Source organism: Atlantibacter subterraneus, assembly GCF_007570865.1.
Taxonomy (GTDB): domain Bacteria; phylum Pseudomonadota; class Gammaproteobacteria; order Enterobacterales; family Enterobacteriaceae; genus Atlantibacter; species Atlantibacter subterraneus.
Genome location: NZ_VLPS01000003.1, coordinates 337894 through 357614, shown reverse-complemented (window position 1 = coordinate 357614; position 19721 = coordinate 337894). Strand labels below are relative to the sequence as shown.

Here is a 19721-nt window from a genome sequence, read left to right as displayed (position 1 = left end):
AGCGTTAATCAAAATTCTTTATACGACCGTCGCGTCTTTTGCTCTAAAGACGGCAGGATCACCAGCGTGCTTTTAAAAGGTTCGGCTGAATACCATTAATCAAATGGGTATTGCTGAACGGCTGTTTGATCCCGGCTTCGAATTCGTCGCGGAAATATTTAATCGCACTCTGAAGCGGCTCGACTGCACCTGGCGCATGGGCGCAGAAGGTTTTGCCTGGGCCGAGGAAGCGGCACAACTGCTCGAGGGTTTCGATATCCCCCGGTTGTCCTTCCCCACGCTCCAGCGCGCGCAGAATCTTCACGCTCCACGGCAAACCGTCGCGGCAAGGCGTACACCATCCGCAGGATTCACGTGCGAAGAACTCTTCAAGGTTGCGTACCAGCGAGACCATGCCGATTTCGTGATCCACGGCCATCGCCAGCGCGGTGCCGAGACGGCTACCCGCTTTACCAATGCTTTCGAATTCCATCGGCAGGTCGAGATGCGCTTCGGTCAGGAAGTCAGTCCCCGCGCCGCCTGGCTGCCAGGCTTTAAACTTCAGGCCATCGCGCATGCCGCCCGCGTAGTCTTCAAGGATTTCGCGCGCGGTGGTGCCGAACGGCAGTTCCCACAGGCCCGGGTTTTTCACGCGGCCTGAGAAGCCCATCAGCTTGGTGCCAGCATCTTTGCTCTTCGAGATATTCTGGTACCACTCCACGCCGTTGGCGAGGATCGCCGGCACGTTGCACAGGGTTTCGACGTTGTTTACACAGGTCGGTTTACCCCATACGCCGGAGCTTGCCGGGAACGGCGGCTTAGAGCGCGGGTTCGCGCGGCGGCCTTCCAGCGAGTTAATCAGCGCGGTTTCTTCCCCGCAGATATAACGGCCCGCGCCGGTGTGCACGAACAGCTCAAAATCAAAACCGGAACCGAGAATGTTTTTACCCAGCAGACCCGCTTCGGTGGCTTCCGCGATAGCGCGACGCAGGCGATCCGCCGCTTCGATGTATTCGCCGCGCAGGAAGATGTAGCCACGGTAGGCTTTCAGCGCGAATGCGGAGATCAGCATGCCTTCCACCAGCAGGTGCGGCAGCTGTTCCATCAGCAGACGGTCTTTATAGGTGCCCGGCTCCATTTCATCGGCGTTACACAGCAGGTAACGGATGTTCATGGATTCGTCTTTCGGCATCAGGCTCCACTTCAAACCGGTGGAGAAGCCTGCGCCGCCGCGGCCTTTCAGGCCCGAATCTTTCACCTGGTTGACGATTTCGTCCGGCGACAAACCGGTCAGGGCCTTGCGCGCGCCCTCGTAACCGTTTTTGCTGCGGTATTCGTCAAGCCACACTGGCTGTTCATCATCGCGCAGACGCCAGGTCAGCGGATGGGTTTCTGGAGTGCGAATGACGGTTTTCATTTGTACTGCTCCAGCAGGTCAGGGATTTTCTCCGGCGTCAGGTAAGCATGCGTGTCTTCATCGATCATCATGCTCGGCCCTTTGTCGCAGTTGCCCAGGCAGCAGGTCGGCAGCAGGGTGAAACGGCCATCAAAGGTCGTCTGGCCCGGCTTGATCTGCAAATGCTTTTCAATGGCCGACTGAATGCCCTGGTAACCGGTGATATGGCATACCACGCTGTCGCAATAGCGGATCACGTGGCGGCCAACCGGCTGGCGGAAAATCTGGCTATAAAACGTGGCTACGCCTTCGACGTCGCTCGCCGGGATGCCCAGCACCTCGGCAATGGCGTAGATTGCACCGTCCGGCACCCAGCCACGCTGTTTCTGTACGATTTTCAGCGCTTCAATGGACGCCGCACGCGGGTCTTCGTAGTGGTGCTTTTCGTGCTCAATTGCCTCACGCTCTGCCGCACTCAGCTCAAAAGCCTCGGTCTGTGGTTGTTGATTCTCGTGCATAATTAGCGATCCACATCAGACATAACAAAATCGATACTACCCAGATAGACAATCAGGTCGGACACCAGGCTGCCGCGAATGGCAGACGGGATCTGCTGCAGGTGCGGGAAGCTCGGGGTACGAATGCGCGTGCGGTAGCTCATGGTGCTGCCGTCGCTGGTCAGGTAGTAACTGTTAATACCCTTGGTTGCCTCAATCATCTGGAAGGATTCGTTGGCCGGCATTACCGGGCCCCAGGAAACCTGCAGGAAGTGAGTAATCAGGGTTTCGATATGTTGCAGCGTGCGCTCTTTCGGCGGCGGCGTGGTCAGCGGGTGATCCGCCTTGAACGGGCCTTCCGGCATGTTCTTGTAGCACTGCTCAAGAATACGCAAGCTCTGGCGCAGCTCTTCAACTTTGAGCATCACGCGGGTGTAACAGTCGCTGACGCCACCGCCCACCGGTACTTCAAAGTCGAAGTTTTCATAACCGGAATACGGACGCGCTTTACGCACGTCGAAGTTAATGCCGGTCGCACGCAGCGCCGCGCCCGTGGTACCCCACTCCAGCGCTTCTTTCGCGCCGTAAGCGGCAACGCCCTGGGAACGGCCTTTCAGGATGGTGTTGCGCAGCGCCGCTTTCTCGTAGGAATCGAGACGCTTCGGCATCCAGTCGAGGAATTCGCGCAGCAGACGTTCCCAGCCTTTCGGCAGATCGTGGGCGACGCCGCCGATGCGGAACCAGGCCGGATGCATACGGAAGCCGGTAATGGCTTCGACTAAATCATAAATTTTCTGGCGGTCAGTAAAGGCAAAGAACACCGGCGTCATTGCGCCAACGTCCTGAATAAACGTCGAAATATAAAGCAGATGGCTGTTGATGCGGAATAGTTCGGAAAGCATCACGCGAATCACGTTAACGCGATCCGGCACGGTGATCCCCGCGAGTTTTTCTACCGCCAGCACGTATGGCATTTCATTAACGCAACCGCCGAGGTATTCAATGCGGTCGGTGTACGGGATGTAGCTGTGCCAGGACTGGCGCTCGCCCATCTTCTCAGCACCACGATGGTGGTAACCGACGTCCGGTACGCAGTCGACAATCTCTTCGCCGTCCAGCTGCAGGATGATGCGGAACGCACCGTGCGCTGACGGGTGGTTCGGCCCGAGGTTCAGGAACATGAAATCTTCATGTTCAGTTCCGCGCTTCATGCCCCACTCTTCCGGTTTGAAGGTCAACGCCTCCATTTCCAGATCCTGCTTCTGCTTGGTGAGTTCGAACGGGTCGAATTCAGTAGCTCGTGCAGGATAGTCCTTACGCAGCGGGTGGCCTTCCCAGGTGTTCGGCATCATGATGCGCGTCAGGTGCGGGTGCCCGGTAAAGGTAATACCGAACATCTCCCAGGTCTCACGCTCATACCAGTTGGCGTTGGGGAACAGGTTGGTGAGCGTCGGCACGTTCAGATCGTTTTCTAAAAATGCCACCTTCAGCATGATATCGCGGTTGCGATCGATAGAAATCAGGTGGTAGAAAACGGAAAAATCCGCGGCCGGTAAACCGTCGCGGTGGGTGCGGAGACGCTCATCCATGCCATGCAGATCGAACAGCATGACGTAGGGCTTAGGGAGCCGCTTGAGGAAATCCACTACTTCCAGTAATTGTTCACGCTTTACCCACACCACCGGTACGCCGGTGCGGGTCGCCTGAACAGTAAAGGCATCCGGCCCAAAACGGTTACGCAGTTCACCGATAACCGGATCATCGAGATGATCGCGGGTTTGCCATGCTGGCAGTACGGCGTCTTGCGCGGTTAAATCGGTCATATTTTTCACCATTGCAAATGGTTCTTTGGTGACTGCCGGAAGTGGCTTCGCGCTATTGTTTATTGATATGCGAAGGCTGTTCCACGTCCAACAGGCGCAAATTAAATCTCGTCTGGTGTACGCAAGTTGGTTACAGCAATGCGTTCGCCACGTTTACGGTCGCGCTCTGACTGCATATTGGCGCGGTATACGCCCTGATCGCCAACCACCCAGGACAGAGGGCGACGCTCTTTGCCGATGGACTCCTGCAGCAGCATCAGCGCCTGCATGTAAGCCTCCGGACGCGGCGGGCAGCCAGGAATGTACACGTCCACCGGAATGAACTTATCCACGCCCTGAACCACGGAGTAGATGTCGTACATGCCGCCAGAGTTTGCGCAAGCGCCCATGGAGATAACCCATTTCGGCTCAAGCATCTGGTCATACAGACGTTGGATAACCGGCGCCATTTTGGTGAAGCAGGTGCCAGCCACCACCATCAGGTCAGCCTGACGCGGGGACGCACGCAATACTTCTGCACCGAAACGCGCTACGTCATGGACTGCGGTAAACGACGTCACCATTTCCACGTAGCAGCAGGAAAGGCCAAAGTTATAAGGCCAGATTGAGTTTTTACGACCCCAGTTCACCATGTCGTGTACGGCATTCTCGAGTTTGCCCATGTACACACTACGATGAACGTGCTGCTCCAGGGGATCGGTCACGATCTCCTGTTTCTGCAGGGGGTAACGGTCATTCTCACCGTCAGGATCGATGCGGGTGAGCGTATAATCCATCTTAATGCCTCGCTGTTACTGCGGATGACGATTAGTGTGACTGCCAGGTTCAGGGTTAATTTGACTACGACGCGAGCGAGCGGGCGTCCAGTCCAGCGCACCGATACGTGCCAGATAAACCAGACCAGCCAGTAACACTAAAATGAAAATTGCGGCCTCAACAAAGCCAACCCATCCGCTTTCACGGATAGACGTCGACCATGCAAAGAGATACAGGGCTTCCACGTCGAAGATGACGAAGAACATCGCCACCAGATAAAACTTAGCGGAAAGACGCAGACGAGCGGTGCCGACGGAGTCGATCCCTGATTCGAAAGGCGTGTTTTTCTGACGACCGCGCGCGCGACCACCCAGAAAGAAAGCGCCCGCCAACATCAGGCAACACAGACCGATGGCGATAATAAGAAAGATAGCGAATGCCCAATGATGAGCGATGACTTCAGTGGATGTAGACATACTCATTGCTTAACTCTAATGGTGACGATGTTAATCTCTGCTCTTACTGGCAGATGAACGTCACATTGATTCATGGGGAGGAATAAAAAAACCGTACAACCACTACCAAAACAGGGCTCAAGCAGCGAATTGATGGGCATTTTTACTCCTTTCTATAACCTTTTGTCAACTTTAACAAAAGTATCCTCACATTAATTTACATCAGCAGCACATCATTAACATTTAATGCCTTTAACCTGCTTTCTGATGCCAGCAGATCTTAGTTTTCATGTTGTTGAATCGTGTCCGTTGTGTGAGCCGTGTAAAAACGCCCCTTTATTTTGGCAGGAATTCTCAACTATTCATCCCCCCTGGTAAGGGTATTTTCTTGATCTGAGACACGCTTCTGTTAATTGACAGGAAAAAAAAACAACAAAAACGCTGAATTTTTAACATTAAGTGCCGTTCCAATCATTTTGAAAGGCTGTTTCGCTTCTGGCTCGGCTTCTGCCCGATGGGAGTCGGATAAAATAAAGAACTTTTTGCCGCTTTACCGTCCAGGTTATGTGCAAAAAATAAGCCCCCAATGCCATTATAAGCATCAGGGGCTTGTTTATAACAATTATCCTTTGGGAGGAGGCTATTCAAGCCGATCTTCGATTAAGACGCCTTTTCCTTCGGTCGTGGCAATGTCGTACCCCCACGGATTATAGTGGGTCTGCATGGCCTGGAAAATTACCTGGGTCAGTTCGTTGCCGCTCTGCGGATTACGGCACAGCAGGTATTCAGTTTCCGGCAGCATCGGCAACCCTTCACTGATACCCAGCACGCGTAGCTCCGGGCTCATCATTTCGACCGGACGGGCCGTTACGCCCAGTCCGGCTTTCACCGCTGCGCGTACCGCAGCGAGTGTGGAAGCCATATAGGAGATGCGCCAGGGAATGTTCTCACTATTGAGATGTGAAATGATCACATCGCGATAGGGGCTGGGTTCGTCTAACACCACCAGCGGCACGGGCTCACCTTTTGGCAGAACAAAGTCTGCCGCGCAATACCATAAGGTGGGCGACGTTCTCAGCACCATGCATTCGGCGTTATCCGGCTGAGTGGTTGTCACCACCAGATCGACTTCATGCTGCATCAGCATTTCGATCATGTAAGGATTGCGTTTTACTCTCACATCAAGCGAAATCTTCGGATAAACCGAACTAATACGATTTAAGATAAAAGGCAGGATGGTATCCGCCGACTCATCGGACGCGCCAATAGTCAGGGAGCCCTGAAGGCTGCTAAACATTAGCGACGTACATGCTTCATCGTTAAAACGAAGGATTTTACGGGCATAACCCAGCAGTTGGATGCCATGCTCGGTCAGCAATTTATTACGGCCATGGCGAGCGAAAAGCTCTTTACCCACGAGCTGCTCCAGCCGCTGCATTTGCTGGCTTACGGCTGATTGAGTCCTGCAAACTGCTGCCGCTGCCGCCGCAAAGGTGTTCAAATCGGCAACGGCAACAAACGTTCTCAGCAGATCGAGGTCGAGATTAAGGATCGGACGATTTGCGTTTATCATATTGTTATTCACTATCAGGTGGCTCATAGGGAGCTGCCCCCGGATCTGTTGCTATGTGTTATCGAAGCGCCAGCAATTCCATTTGAAGCATGCATCCTTTCGGTAAAAATCTGCTGGAGAAGATTTCCAGCGCAATCATTCTCAATTAGTCCTTTAAGTCATACATATAACTGACTTTAGTGCGCTGGATAATATCTACAGATATAACATACAAACCCTAAAAAACAATTACCATTAGCTAAATTTCGCGGGAGGTAATAATTTTTTATTCGTTTCAGTTAAGCGTAACGTGAAAACGCCTAATGCGGGTTTACCAGACAAATCATTGTCAGAATTTAGCTTTTATTTTTAAATAAAATAAGGCAATTAAAACAATAAGTTAAATTCAATAAGCTGAGTTGATAACACGGAAAAAACGATGAAACACCGTTAAGACTCAGGTGGAACCAAACGATAATATCCTAAATTGCCGTTTTTTTTAAGTCTCGATGCGATTAATCTCATCATGTTAATGTTTATAAGCATAATTAAGATTGTTCAGATAATCTGTTTAACTCGCCTGGCTTTCGACTAATAATTAAATTTCCTTAATAATTACAAATAAGATTTTGTTTAACACAGAGGCCAGGCTTGCGGTGATAACGTCATAGTAAAGGCGACACAGCGCGCCAACGCATAAAATTAAACATTCATTTTTTCTGAGTATTTGTGAGAAGTAATTTGTTCAGGCCTCACTTTACGTAGCAGATATTTCACATAAAAAGCATAAACCTTCCAGCGAAACGCTGTAAATCACTATTAAAAGCTACATTTATTTTTTAATACAGATTTTAATCTCGCAAAATAATCACAAATCACTCAAATACTCGGGAGTGGTTTTATTATGCATCTTTGCCCACGCCTTCAAAACCCTTCTGCAGAAGAGTACATTGTGCGCATCCGCTTCCACGGCAGGAAGCAAGGCTCACAAAAAGGTTTGATGTATGTCCCCCATCGAAAAATCCAGCAAGCTCGACAATGTCTGTTATGACATCCGTGGCCCGGTTCTCAAAGAAGCGAAACGTCTTGAAGAAGAAGGCAACAAAGTCCTTAAATTAAACATCGGCAACCCAGCCCCGTTTGGCTTCGATGCTCCGGATGAAATCCTGGTGGATGTGATCCGCAACCTCCCGACGGCGCAAGGCTATTGTGATTCCAAAGGGCTGTACTCAGCACGTAAAGCGATCATGCAGCATTACCAGGCGCGCGATATGCGCGACGTTACGGTAGAAGACATCTATATTGGCAACGGCGTGTCGGAACTGATTGTGCAGGCGATGCAGGCGTTGCTGAACAGCGGCGACGAGATGCTGGTGCCTGCGCCGGATTATCCGCTGTGGACCGCCGCGGTGTCGCTGTCCAGCGGTAAAGCGGTGCACTACCTGTGCGACGAATCCGCCGGCTGGTTCCCGGACCTGGATGACATCCGCGCCAAAATCACGCCGCGTACCCGTGGCATTGTGGTGATCAACCCAAATAACCCGACGGGCGCGGTGTATTCAAAAGAGCTGCTGCTGGAGATCGTCGAGATCGCGCGCCAGCACAACCTGATTATTTTCGCTGACGAAATCTACGACAAAATCCTGTATGACGAGGCACAGCACCACTCCATCGCCGCACTGGCTCCGGATCTGCTGACCGTGACCTTTAACGGTCTGTCCAAAACCTACCGCGTGGCGGGTTTCCGTCAGGGTTGGATGGTGCTCAACGGGCCGAAAAAACACGCCAAAGGCTATATTGAAGGGCTGGAAATGCTGGCCTCGATGCGTCTTTGCGCTAACGTTCCGGCGCAGCATGCGATTCAGACCGCGCTGGGCGGCTACCAGAGCATCAGCGAGTTTATTACGCCTGGGGGCCGTCTTTACGAGCAGCGCAACCGGGCGTGGGAGCTGATTAACGATATTCCGGGCGTCAGCTGCGTCAAGCCGCAGGGCGCGCTGTATATGTTCCCGAAAATCGACAGCAAGCGCTTTAATATCCATGACGACCAGAAAATGGTGCTGGATTTCCTGTTACAGGAAAAAGTGCTGCTGGTGCAGGGGACCGCTTTTAACTGGCCGTGGCCGGACCATGTGCGCATCGTGACGCTGCCGCGTCTCGACGATCTGGAGATGGCAATAAGTCGTTTTGGCCGCTTCCTGTCGCACTACCATCAGTAACGTCCTGTGGGGGAAGGTTTGCATCTTCCCCCAACACCTCGCACAATGGCACTCTGTCGTAGCCAGAGACCGCCTGAAATGAATCAAAGCCACTTCTTCGCCTATCTTTCCCGTCTGAAGCTGATTAACCGCTGGCCCCTGATGCGCAACGTGCGCACCGAAAACGTCTCCGAGCACAGTTTGCAGGTGGCAATGGTTGCCCACGCCCTGGCGGCGATTAAAAACCGCAAATTCGGCGGGACGCTGAATGCCGAGCGCATTGCGCTACTGGCGATGTACCACGATGCCAGCGAAGTGTTAACCGGCGACCTGCCAACGCCGGTGAAATACTTCAATAACCAAATTGCCCATGAGTACAAAGCGATTGAAAAGATCGCCCAGCAAAAACTGGTGGATATGGTGCCAGAGGAACTGCGCGATATCTTTATGCCGTTAATCGACGAGCACTACAGCAGTGACGAAGAGCGCGCCATCGTAAAGCAGGCCGACGCGCTGTGTGCCTATCTGAAATGCCTTGAAGAGCTGTCTGCGGGCAATAACGAGTTTTTACTGGCGAAATCGCGCCTCGAAAAAACCCTTGAGGCGCGGCGCAGCGAAGAAATGGATTATTTTGTCCGGATGTTTGTCCCGAGTTTCCACCTCTCGCTGGATGAAATCAGCCAGGATTCACCGCTGTAACCTTAAAAGGGGAACAGCAGCGGAATCAGGATCACGCATACCACCATTACAATCAGCGTAAACGGCACGCCAATCTTCACGAAGTCACTGAACCGGTAATTCCCCGGGCCAAGCACCAGAGTGTTTACCGGGGATGATACCGGCGTCATAAACGCTGCCGATGCCGCCATCGCCACCATCATGGCAAACGGATACGGCGAGACGCCCATGGATTTGGCCGCCGCCAGGGCAATGGGTGCCATCAGCACCGCCGTCGCGGTATTGGAGATAAACAGCCCGATAGTGGCGCACATCACAAACAGGCAGATCAGCATCAAATACGGCCCGTAGCCGCCGCCGAGGCGCATTAACCCCTCAACGATAAGCTCAACGCCGCCGGTTTTTTGCAGGGCTAGCGCGAACGGCATCATCCCGACGATCAAAATAATGCTCGGCCAGTGAATGGCTTTCCAGGCGCTTTCGGCATCGATACAGCGGAATTTCCCCATTAACAGACAGGCGATAATTGCAGCGATGGGATTGGGAATTTCATCGGTCAGCATCAGCGCCACCATCAGCGCCAGGCAGAAAATTGCATGGGGAGCCTGGCTGTGGGCGGGCGACGCGTCGCCCTCCTCCACCGGCAGGTTCAGCACCAGGAAGTCGCGTTTTTTCTGGCTAAGCTGGGCGATAAGCTTCCAGTCGCCCACGACCAGCAAAATATCACCCAGCTCCAGCGGCTCGTTGACGATCCCCTCATCCAGCGCCTCGCCGTTACGGCGCAGGCCCACCACGTTTAAGCCGTAGCGGGTACGAAAACCAATTTCCCGCACCGTTTTCCCGACGATTTCCGAATCCGGGATCAGGGACACCTCCGCCATACCCACGTCCAGCGCCTGATCGGAGAAGTATTCCCCACGCAAAATCATCGGCTCCAGCAGCTGCTCGCTGCAAAACTGACGCAGATCGACGTCTGACGCGGACATATCGATCAGCAATACGTCCCGGGCGCGGAATTCGGTCACGCCGTGGACGTTGACGATCACCCGGCGAAAACGCCGCCAGCGCTCCAGACCGATTACGTTCGCGCCATAGCGTTCGCGCAGTTTTAAATCGTCAAGACGCTGACCAATCATTGGCGACCCAGGACGGATCGCCAGACGCCGCGCCCTGCCCGCCAGGCGGTACTCTTTGATCAGTTCGCGAAAGGTACGCCGCCGCCAGGTGTCCGCGCCCTCATCCTTGCTGCTGCCGGTTAACGCGCCGCGCATTACCAACATATAGACGATGCCCAGCAGCAAAATCACCAGCCCCAACGGCGTGACGCTGAAAAAGTGAAACCCCGCCAGCCCTTCGCGCAGCAGTTCGCTGTTAATCACCAGGTTAGGGGGCGTGGCGACCAGCGTCATCATGCCGCTGATCAAACCGGCGAAACTGAGCGGCATCATCAGGCGCGACGGCGAGGTTTTCATGCGCATCGACACGCTGAGTACCACCGGTATAAAAATCGCCACCACACCTGTTGAGCTCATAAACGCGCCGAGGCCCGCCACGGTCAACATCAGCAATACCAGCATGCGCGTTTCGCTACTGCCCGACATCTCCACCAGCCACGACCCCATCTGGGTGGCTACACCGGTGCGCACCAGCCCGTCGCCTATCACAAACAGGGCGGCGATGAGGATCACGTTGGGATCGCTAAAGCCGGAAAAGGCTTCGCTCAGGGTAAGAGTACCGCTTAACACAAAGGCCACAATGACCATTAACGCCACCGCATCCATGCGGATTTTGCCGGTGGCAAACAACAGTACCGCCACAGCCAATAAAGTCAGAACCCATATCAGTTCGCTGTTCACTCGCTTTCCTTGTCGTTGACGCAGGCCTCGGGTAAGTGATGCAAAAATTGACGAAGCATTTGAAATGCTTCGTCAATCTGGAAGTGGGAACATCCTAACGCTTTTTGAGTAAAGCGTGGTGGGGTTACATCATGAAAGCGAGCGTTTTGCGTAGCGGATCGCACCATCGGGTTGTTTTTCTACCCTCAGATCGGTCAGCGTATCCAGCCGCAGATCCACCTCGTTAAGGCGCGGCGTGGTGTCAGGCGCATTAACGGCAATAACCTCGCTGCCTGCCGCCAGCCCGGAAAGAATGCCTGCGGGCGCATCTTCCACCACCACGCACTCCTCAGGCTTAAGCCCCAGCAGCTGAGCGCCGAGCAGATAGGCATCCGGCTCGGGCTTGCCGCGCGCTACGCGTTCCGCCGTAACAAACACTTTCGGCTCCGGCAAACCGGCGGTGGCGCGCCGCGCCGAGGCCACGGGTATCGAACCGGAGGTAACGATCGCCCAGGGAATGCCCTGTTCATTAAGATCATTTAACAGCGCCACCGCGCCAGGCAGCGCGGTCACGCCGTCGGTATCGGTGGCTTCAATCTGTTCCAGACGCAGGAATTCCGCCTGGATTTCCTCTTCGCTGCGGCCTGCCATAAAATGACGCAGCGAGGTGATTGCCTGCTTACCGTGGATAAAATTCAGCACCTCGTCATGGGCAATGCCAAAACGGTCGGCCCAACCGCACCAGGCGCGTTCCACTACCGGCAGCGAATCCACCAGCGTACCGTCAAGATCGAACAAAAATCCTCTAATCACAGCGCGCTCCCGTCAGGCGTTAACGATTTGGGTGATTTCGTTCGGGCTCAGGTGATACTGGCGCGGGCAGGAATGCCATACTTTCAGCATCCGCTGGTATTTTTCCCACATTGGAGTCTGGGCGTTAAAGCCGTGAGTACCGGCATCGAAATGGGTGTAGCGGCCTTCGATATTGACCATAAAGCGCACATAGCCGAGGTAGCGTGCTTCCGTGGCGGCATCGAAGCCTAAGAAAGTGACGCGGCGCTCATCAATGCCGGGGTTATCTTTCAGGTTGGTCCAGGAGACGCTCAACGCGTGGTACATCTCCATCACGTCGATAATGGTGCGGCAGGTATCTTCTTTCAGCTCGCCGAATTCCCGATCCAGCTCGCGCATTTGCAGGCCGTAGCCGCGTTCGATGATGGTTTGCAGGCGACGATAGCGCTCGGCGTTATCCGGGTCGAGCATGGTCATCATTTTGTACTGATTCGAGAGGATCAGACGTTGAGCGTTGGTCATTTCCATTTTTGACTCCTGTTACGCATAGGCGCGTTAAGCAACTCAGATGCCCTCTTTATATGCGCAACAGGGGGCAAATTACAAATCATCCAGGAAAGTTTTGTCTAACTGGCGAAACGCGCGCTTTAACGTATCAGCTAACGCCTGGTAATCGGGCTTGCCCTGCACCGGCGCCAGGCTCTGGCCTGCCTCTTCCAGTTTAGATCGCACTTCATAGAACCAGTGCAGGATAGAGGGCGGCAGCGGCGTGACCGAACGTTTACCCAGCCACCACAGGCCCTGCATCGGCAGGCTGATGGCGAACAGCGCCGTGGCGACCGCCGGGCCGAGCTGGCCGCCGAGCGCGATTTGCCAGGTTAAAGTAAACACCGCAATCGGCGGCATAAAGCGAATGGCGAAGCGGGTGGCGCGAATGACGCGATTTTCCACAAACATCGGGGCGAGGCGTTTTTCCATAGGCCACGTCTTGGCGTAATGCTGTCCCCGGCGGAATAAGCTAAAGAAGCTAACGGGGGAATTCTCGGGAGTGGACATGGCTTTACCTCAACTTCACATATAAAGAATCAAAATTTCGTGCAAGATAACAACAGTTCATATCACCATTCAAAATCTTTTTCAAAAACCCGCGCTATCAGGTATCCTGTGCCAGCTTTTGATGGCGTAGACCTTAGGGTACACCCTGTCAACATTAAATCGCCTCGCTTTGGCTTCCAGCCGTCAACCAGGCGATAATGCTAAGAATTTCCTTCGTGATGGCGAATTTTATCCCTGCCATGACGTTAATCATAAATGTCAGCGTCATCATGCGCTACGCTGATAGACTCACTGACGTTTTTTTAGCCACGTATCAATATAGGTACTTCCATGTCGAGTAAGTTAGTACTGGTTCTGAACTGCGGTAGCTCCTCACTGAAATTCGCGATCATCGACGCGGCAAATGGTGAAGAGTACCTCTCTGGTTTAGCCGAATGTTTCCATCTTCCTGAAGCCCGTATCAAATGGAAAATGGATGGCGGTAAACAAGAAGCGGCTTTGGGTGCAGGCGCCGCTCACAGCGAAGCACTGAACTTTATCGTTAATACTATTCTGGCACAAAAACCAGAGCTGTCCGCACAGCTGACCGCAATTGGTCATCGTATCGTACACGGCGGCGAAAAGTACACCAGCTCTGTGGTTATCGACGAATCCGTCATCCAGGGTATCAAAGATTCCGCGTCCTTCGCACCGCTGCACAACCCGGCTCACCTGATCGGTATCGCAGAAGCGCTGAAATCCTTCCCGCATCTGAAAGATAAGAACGTTGCCGTGTTCGACACCGCGTTCCATCAGACCATGCCGGAAGAGTCTTACCTGTATGCCCTGCCGTACAATCTGTACAAAGAGCACGGCGTTCGCCGTTACGGTTTCCACGGCACCAGCCACTACTATGTGACTCAGGAAGCCGCCAAAATGCTGAACAAGCCGGTGGAAGAAGTGAACATTATCACTTGCCACCTGGGCAACGGCGGTTCCGTTTCTGCGATCCGCAACGGCGAGTGCGTGGACACCTCTATGGGTCTGACCCCGCTGGAAGGCCTGGTAATGGGCACCCGTACCGGCGACATCGACCCGGCGATCATTTTCTTCCTGCACGACAACCTGGGCATGAGCGTTGATCAAATCAACAAAATGCTGACCAAAGAGTCTGGCCTGCTGGGCCTGACCGAAGTCACCAGCGACTGCCGTTATGTTGAAGACAACTACACATCCAAAGAAGACGCTAAGCGTGCGATGGACGTTTACTGCCACCGCCTGGCGAAATACATCGGCTCTTACACTGCGCTGATGGACGGTCGTCTGGACGGCGTAGTATTCACCGGCGGTATCGGTGAAAACGCCGCGATGGTTCGTGAACTGTCCCTGGGCAAACTGGGCGTGCTGGGCTTCGAGGTCGATCACGAACGCAACCTGGCTGCCCGTTTCGGCAAATCCGGTTTCATCAATAAAGAAGGCACCCGCGCTGCGATGGTCATCCCGACCAACGAAGAACTGGTGATCGCTCAGGATGCGAGCCGCCTGACCGCTTAATCCCCCGCCGCCAGCCTCTGCTGGCGGTGTTGTTTTTTGTGCCAGAGAATTTCTGGCCGCCGTGTATAAGAGGATAAACCGTGTCCCGTACAATTATGCTTATTCCAACCGGAACCAGCGTCGGCCTGACCAGCGTCAGCCTCGGCGTGATCCGCGCTATGGAACGTAAAGGCGTTCGTCTGAGCGTCTTCAAACCAATCGCGCAGCCGCGCGCTGGCGGCGATGCGCCGGACCAGACCACCACTATCGTGCGCACTAATTCAAATCTTCCGGCCGCTGAGCCGCTGAAGATGAGCCACGTTGAGTCTCTGCTCTCCAGCAATCAGAAAGATGTGCTGATGGAAGAGATCATCGCGCGCTACCACGAGAACACCAAAGACGCGGAAGTGGTGCTGGTTGAAGGCCTGGTGCCGACCCGTAAACACCAGTTCGCGCAGTCGCTGAACTTCGAAATCGCCAAGACCCTGAACGCGGAAATCGTGTTCGTGATGTCTCAGGGTACCGATACCCCGGAACAGCTGAAAGAGCGTATCGAACTGACCCGCAGCAGCTTTGGCGGCGTGAAAAACACCAACATCACCGGCGTTATCATCAACAAGCTGAACGCCCCGGTTGATGAGCAAGGCCGCACTCGCCCTGACCTGTCTGAAATCTTTGACGATTCCAACAAAGCCAAAGTGATCAACATCGATGCGCAACAGCTGCAAGCGGTAAGCCCGCTGCCGGTGCTGGGCGCGGTGCCGTGGAGCTTCGATCTGATCGCCACCCGCGCAATCGATATGGCTCGCCACCTGAAAGCGACCGTGATCAACGAAGGCGATATCAAAACCCGCCGCGTGAAATCCGTGACCTTCTGCGCGCGCAGCATTCCGCATATGCTGGAGCACTTCCGCGCAGGCTCTCTGCTGGTGACCTCCGCTGACCGTCCAGACGTGCTGGTTGCCGCCTGTCTGGCCGCCATGAACGGCGTGGAAATCGGTGCCATTCTGCTGACCGGCGGTTACGAAATGGACGCCCGCATCAGCAAACTGTGCGAGCGTGCTTTCGCTACCGGCCTGCCGCTGTTCATGGTGAACACCAACACCTGGCAGACCTCTCTGAGCCTCCAGAGCTTCAACCTCGAAGTGCCGGTTGATGACCACGAGCGTATCGAGAAAGTGCAGGAATACGTGGCCAGCCACATTAACGCTGACTGGATCGAATCCCTGACTGCCAGCTCCGAGCGCAGCCGCCGCCTGTCTCCGCCAGCGTTCCGCTATCAGCTGACCGAACTGGCGCGTAAAGCCGGTAAACGCGTGGTGCTGCCAGAAGGCGACGAGCCGCGTACCGTGAAAGCGGCAGCCATCTGCGCCGAGCGCGGCATCGCGACCTGCGTACTGTTAGGCAACCCGGATGAAATCACCCGCGTTGCGGCGGCGCAGGGCGTTGAACTGGGCGCGGGCATTGAAATCGTCGATCCGGAAGTGGTTCGCGAAAGCTATGTCGCTCGTCTGGTTGAGCTGCGTAAGAGCAAGGGCATGACCGAAGCAGTGGCTCGCGAGCAACTGGAAGACAACGTAGTGCTGGGCACGCTGATGCTTGAGCAGGACGAAGTTGACGGCCTGGTATCCGGCGCGGTTCACACCACTGCTAACACCATCCGTCCGCCGTTGCAGCTGATCAAAACCGCACCGGGCAGCTCACTGGTTTCTTCCGTGTTCTTTATGCTGCTGCCGGAACAGGTTTACGTCTACGGCGACTGCGCCATCAACCCGGATCCGACCGCAGAACAGCTGGCTGAGATCGCTATCCAGTCCGCAGATTCCGCTGCCGCATTCGGTATCGACCCGCGCGTTGCGATGCTCTCCTACTCCACCGGCACCTCCGGTGCAGGTAGCGATGTAGAGAAAGTTCGCGAAGCGACCCGTATCGCCCAGGAAAAACGTCCGGATCTGGTGATCGACGGTCCGCTGCAGTATGACGCCGCAGTAATGGCTGACGTTGCGAAATCCAAAGCGCCGAACTCCCCGGTTGCCGGTCGTGCTACCGTGTTCATCTTCCCGGATTTGAACACCGGTAACACCACTTACAAAGCGGTACAGCGTTCTGCCGACCTGATCTCCATCGGGCCGATGCTGCAGGGTATGCGCAAACCGGTTAACGACCTGTCGCGTGGCGCACTGGTAGACGACATCGTTTACACTATCGCGCTGACCGCGATCCAGTCTGCTCAGCAGCAGTAATCTGCCGCTGGCCTGAGCCGCTTAAATCCGGAAACAGTTACTGTTTCCGGATTTTTTTATCTTAAGAATCAGCCGTTAGCAAAATCGGATTTGTTAATTTCCCTGCTCGCCGTCAATGAATAGCTATTCGTCTGTTTGCATAATTATCGCTTTGCCATGCAACAGGGATAGTGTGTTATGTCTGCAGTCACCGAGTCATCTTCTAAACCAGCTAAAAAATGGGCGATGCCCGATACGCTGGTGATCATTTTTATCGTTGCCATCCTGACCAGCTTTGCCACCTGGGTTGTCCCGGTGGGCATGTTCGATAGCCAGGACGTGCAGTACCAGGTCGATGGCCAGACCAAAACCCGCAAAGTTGTCGATCCGCACTCGTTTCGCATCCTCACCGATGACGCCGGTGAACCGCAGTATCATCGGGTGCAGTTTTTCAGCACTGGTGATGAGCGGCCTGGCCTGATGAATTTTCCTTTTGAAGGCTTAACCTCCGGCTCCAAATTTGGTACTGCCGTCGGGATCATCATGTTTATGCTGGTGATTGGCGGCGCGTTTGGCATTGTGATGCGTACCGGCACCATCGATAACGGCATCCTGGCGCTGATCCGCCACACCCGGGGCAATGAGGCGCTGTTTATTCCGGTGCTGTTTATCCTGTTTTCGCTGGGCGGCGCGGTATTCGGCATGGGCGAAGAGGCGGTGGCGTTCGCAATTATCATTGCGCCGCTGATGGTCCGGCTGGGGTATGACAGCATCACCACGGTGCTGGTGACCTACATCGCTACCCAAATTGGCTTCGCCAGTTCGTGGATGAACCCGTTCTGCGTGGTGGTGGCCCAGGGCATTGCCGGGTTATCGGTGCTTTCCGGTTCAGGGCTGCGCATTGTGGTGTGGGTCGTCTCCACGCTGATTGGGCTGCTGTTCACGCTGGGTTATGCCGCGCGGGTAAAGAAAAATCCGCATCTGTCGCGGGTTTATGAATCCGACCGGTTTTTCCGCGAGCAGCAGGACGACGTAATTAAGCGTCCTTTCACCCTGGGTGACTGGCTGGTGCTGCTGGTGCTGACCGGCGTAATGATCTGGGTGGTATGGGGCGTTATTGTCAACGCGTGGTTTATCCCGGAGATCGCCAGCCAGTTTTTCACTATGGGGCTGGTGATTGGCCTGATCGGCGTGGCATTCCGCCTCAATGGTATGACGATCAATATTATGGCCTCCTCGTTCACCGACGGTGCGAAGATGATGATCGCCCCCGCCCTGCTGGTCGGCTTCGCTAAAGGCATTCTGCTGCTGGTCGGTAGCGGCGAGGCGGGTGAGGCCAGCGTGCTGAATACCCTGCTCAGCAGCATTGCTCACGGCATCAGCGGGCTGGATAACGCCGTGGCCGCCTGGTTTATGCTGCTGTTCCAGGCGGTGTTTAATTTCTTTGTCACCTCGGGCTCAGGCCAGGCGGCGTTAACCATGCCGCTGCTGGCACCGCTGGGCGATTTGGTGGGCGTAAACCGTCAGGTCACGGTGCTGGCGTTCCAGTTTGGCGATGGATTCAGCCATATCATCTACCCCACGTCAGCCTCGCTGATGGCGACGCTCGGCGTTTGCCGGGTGGATTTCCGCAACTGGATTAAGGTGGGCGCAACGCTGCTGGGGCTGCTGTTTATCATGTCCAGCGTGGTGGTGATTGGCGCGCAGGTGATGGGCTACCATTAACTCGGGATTGCCCTCGCCAGGCCAGGCGAGGGCGTCATGCGGGGGGCTATTCGGTCTCTTCCTGCTTCTCTTTTTTGGCCGATTCATTTTTGGCGTTACGGGTCATCCACAGCGCCAGCGCTTTCAGGGAATCCGGTGTGAACTCATCGCAGCGCGCGGTGATCTCTTCCGGCTCCATCCAGCTGACTTCGCTGACTTCTTCTTCCTGAAGCGCGAACGGTCCGTGGGAAACGCAGCTAAACAAACCGCCCCACACCCGGCAATGCTCATCTTCAAAATAGAACATACCGTGCTCGGCAAACGGCACGCCCGCAATGCCTAACTCCTCTTCGGCCTCGCGACGTGCGGAATCCAGCATCGCTTCTTCTGACTGCACCACGCCGCCCGCGGTAGCATCCAGCATACCGGGCAGAAAATCTTTGTTTTCCGTACGGCGCTGCACCAGAATTTTGCCCATCCCGTCATGCACCACGATATAAGTGGCACGATGTCTCAGGCGTTCAGCACGCATCTGCTCACGACTGCACTGGGCGATAACTTCATTGTCTTCACTGACAATATCGACCCATTCCGTCCCCGCCAAATGATTCTGCTCAACCATTAGAAAACCTTTTCGAGAAGCGCTCTCGCGGCGCATATTGAGTAAGTGGGTAAATTACGGGGTAATTGCCATCTGCGCAATAACCCGGCAATCATCCAGCGTCTGAACGCTCAGAACGCCATCATCCAGCATGCCATAGCTTGGGGCAAAGCCCCCTTTGGGTATGCTCACCGACCCCGGATTGAACAGCAGGCAGCTTTCGCCCTGTTGCGCCACCGGGATATGAGTATGACCATACACAAACACATCACGTTCACTTAAGGGTGGCAGATTTTCCGGCTGCCAGAGGTGCCCGTGGGTTAAAAAAAGCCGTTGCTGAGCCAGCAGCACCTGCTGCCAGGGCGCGGTAATTGGGAAATGGAGCAGCATCTGGTCCACTTCGCTGTCGCAGTTGCCGCGCACCGCGATAATTCGCGACGCATACGCGTTGAGTTTCTCCGCGACCTGCGCTGGTGCGTAACCGTCGGGCAGCGCGTTGCGCGGGCCGTGATTCAGCAGGTCGCCCAGTAAAATCAACCAGCTTGCGCCACTCTGTTCAAACAGCGCCAGCACCCGTTCCGTGGCGGGTAGAGAACCATGAATATCTGATGCGAACATCAGTTTCATCATTCACCTCATAAGCAAAATTTCCGTATCAGCATCAT

Annotated in this window: 17 protein-coding genes; 5 read left to right on the top strand and 12 right to left on the bottom strand. The window is 54.7% G+C overall.

Annotated features, from left to right (window positions below):
- Window positions 1–58: 58 nt before the first annotated feature.
- The 6 genes from nuoF to lrhA all read right to left on the bottom strand — a co-directional run bounded on the left by nuoF (window position 59) and on the right by lrhA (window position 6479).
- Complete coding sequence (gene nuoF, locus FND52_RS07475; protein WP_125291542.1) at window positions 59–1396, bottom strand: NADH-quinone oxidoreductase subunit NuoF; 1338 nt, start codon at window positions 1394–1396, stop codon at window positions 59–61.
- Window positions 1393–1893, bottom strand: coding sequence for an NADH-quinone oxidoreductase subunit NuoE (gene nuoE, locus FND52_RS07470; RefSeq protein WP_002463451.1), 501 nt, complete (start codon window positions 1891–1893; stop codon window positions 1393–1395). The genes nuoF and nuoE overlap by 4 nt, the downstream gene beginning before the upstream one ends.
- A gap of 2 nt (window positions 1894–1895) precedes the next feature.
- Window positions 1896–3707 carry an NADH-quinone oxidoreductase subunit C/D gene (gene nuoC / locus FND52_RS07465; RefSeq protein ID WP_125291541.1) on the bottom strand — a complete coding sequence of 604 codons (1812 nt, stop codon included), beginning with the start codon at window positions 3705–3707 and terminating at the stop codon, window positions 1896–1898.
- Between the two features lie 89 nt (window positions 3708–3796).
- Window positions 3797–4471 carry an NADH-quinone oxidoreductase subunit NuoB gene (gene nuoB, locus FND52_RS07460; RefSeq protein ID WP_002463453.1) on the bottom strand — a complete coding sequence of 225 codons (675 nt, stop codon included), beginning with the start codon at window positions 4469–4471 and terminating at the stop codon, window positions 3797–3799.
- Between the two features lie 15 nt (window positions 4472–4486).
- On the bottom strand, window positions 4487–4933 hold the full coding sequence (nuoA, locus tag FND52_RS07455) for an NADH-quinone oxidoreductase subunit NuoA (RefSeq protein WP_125291540.1): 447 nt from the start codon (window positions 4931–4933) through the stop codon (window positions 4487–4489).
- Window positions 4934–5546: 613 nt separating this feature from the next.
- Entirely contained in the window at window positions 5547–6479 is a 933-nt protein-coding gene (gene lrhA, locus FND52_RS07450) for a transcriptional regulator LrhA (protein ID WP_125291539.1), read from the bottom strand.
- 983 nt (window positions 6480–7462) lie between these two features.
- Between lrhA and alaA the strand changes: the two genes are divergently transcribed.
- Window positions 7463–8677, top strand: coding sequence for an alanine transaminase AlaA (gene alaA, locus FND52_RS07445; RefSeq protein ID WP_125291538.1), 1215 nt, complete (start codon window positions 7463–7465; stop codon window positions 8675–8677).
- A 78-nt stretch (window positions 8678–8755) separates the two neighbouring features.
- Complete coding sequence (yfbR, locus tag FND52_RS07440) at window positions 8756–9355, top strand: 5'-deoxynucleotidase (protein WP_125291537.1); 600 nt, start codon at window positions 8756–8758, stop codon at window positions 9353–9355.
- A gap of 2 nt (window positions 9356–9357) precedes the next feature.
- Here yfbR and FND52_RS07435 read toward each other — a convergent pair whose 3' ends face one another.
- The 4 genes from FND52_RS07435 to yfbV all read right to left on the bottom strand — a co-directional run bounded on the left by FND52_RS07435 (window position 9358) and on the right by yfbV (window position 13017).
- Window positions 9358–11190, bottom strand: a complete 1833-nt coding sequence (locus tag FND52_RS07435; protein WP_144130266.1) for an SLC13 family permease — start codon at window positions 11188–11190, stop codon at window positions 9358–9360.
- Between the two features lie 129 nt (window positions 11191–11319).
- Complete coding sequence (locus FND52_RS07430; RefSeq protein WP_144130264.1) at window positions 11320–11982, bottom strand: sugar phosphatase; 663 nt, start codon at window positions 11980–11982, stop codon at window positions 11320–11322.
- A gap of 12 nt (window positions 11983–11994) precedes the next feature.
- A complete protein-coding gene (locus tag FND52_RS07425; protein WP_125291534.1) occupies window positions 11995–12489 on the bottom strand; it encodes a YfbU family protein in 495 nt (164 codons plus the stop codon).
- A 72-nt stretch (window positions 12490–12561) separates the two neighbouring features.
- A complete protein-coding gene (yfbV, locus tag FND52_RS07420; RefSeq protein WP_144130262.1) occupies window positions 12562–13017 on the bottom strand; it encodes a terminus macrodomain insulation protein YfbV in 456 nt (151 codons plus the stop codon).
- A gap of 330 nt (window positions 13018–13347) precedes the next feature.
- Here yfbV and ackA point away from each other — a divergent pair, with 330 nt between their 5' ends.
- From ackA to yfcC, 3 genes are all read left to right on the top strand, one after another.
- Window positions 13348–14550: an acetate kinase gene (ackA, locus tag FND52_RS07415; protein ID WP_125291532.1), complete on the top strand. Its 1203-nt coding sequence runs from the start codon at window positions 13348–13350 to the stop codon at window positions 14548–14550.
- Between the two features lie 80 nt (window positions 14551–14630).
- A complete protein-coding gene (pta, locus tag FND52_RS07410) occupies window positions 14631–16772 on the top strand; it encodes a phosphate acetyltransferase (protein WP_125291531.1) in 2142 nt (713 codons plus the stop codon).
- 177 nt (window positions 16773–16949) lie between these two features.
- Window positions 16950–18476 carry a putative basic amino acid antiporter YfcC gene (gene yfcC, locus FND52_RS07405; RefSeq protein ID WP_144130260.1) on the top strand — a complete coding sequence of 509 codons (1527 nt, stop codon included), beginning with the start codon at window positions 16950–16952 and terminating at the stop codon, window positions 18474–18476.
- A 46-nt stretch (window positions 18477–18522) separates the two neighbouring features.
- Here yfcC and yfcD read toward each other — a convergent pair whose 3' ends face one another.
- Entirely contained in the window at window positions 18523–19077 is a 555-nt protein-coding gene (gene yfcD, locus FND52_RS07400; protein ID WP_125291529.1) for an NUDIX hydrolase YfcD, read from the bottom strand.
- A gap of 54 nt (window positions 19078–19131) precedes the next feature.
- The gene (gene yfcE / locus FND52_RS07395; RefSeq protein ID WP_125291528.1) at window positions 19132–19683 is read right to left on the bottom strand and encodes a phosphodiesterase; all 552 of its coding nucleotides are present in this window, start codon (window positions 19681–19683) and stop codon (window positions 19132–19134) included.
- Window positions 19684–19721 lie beyond the last annotated feature (38 nt).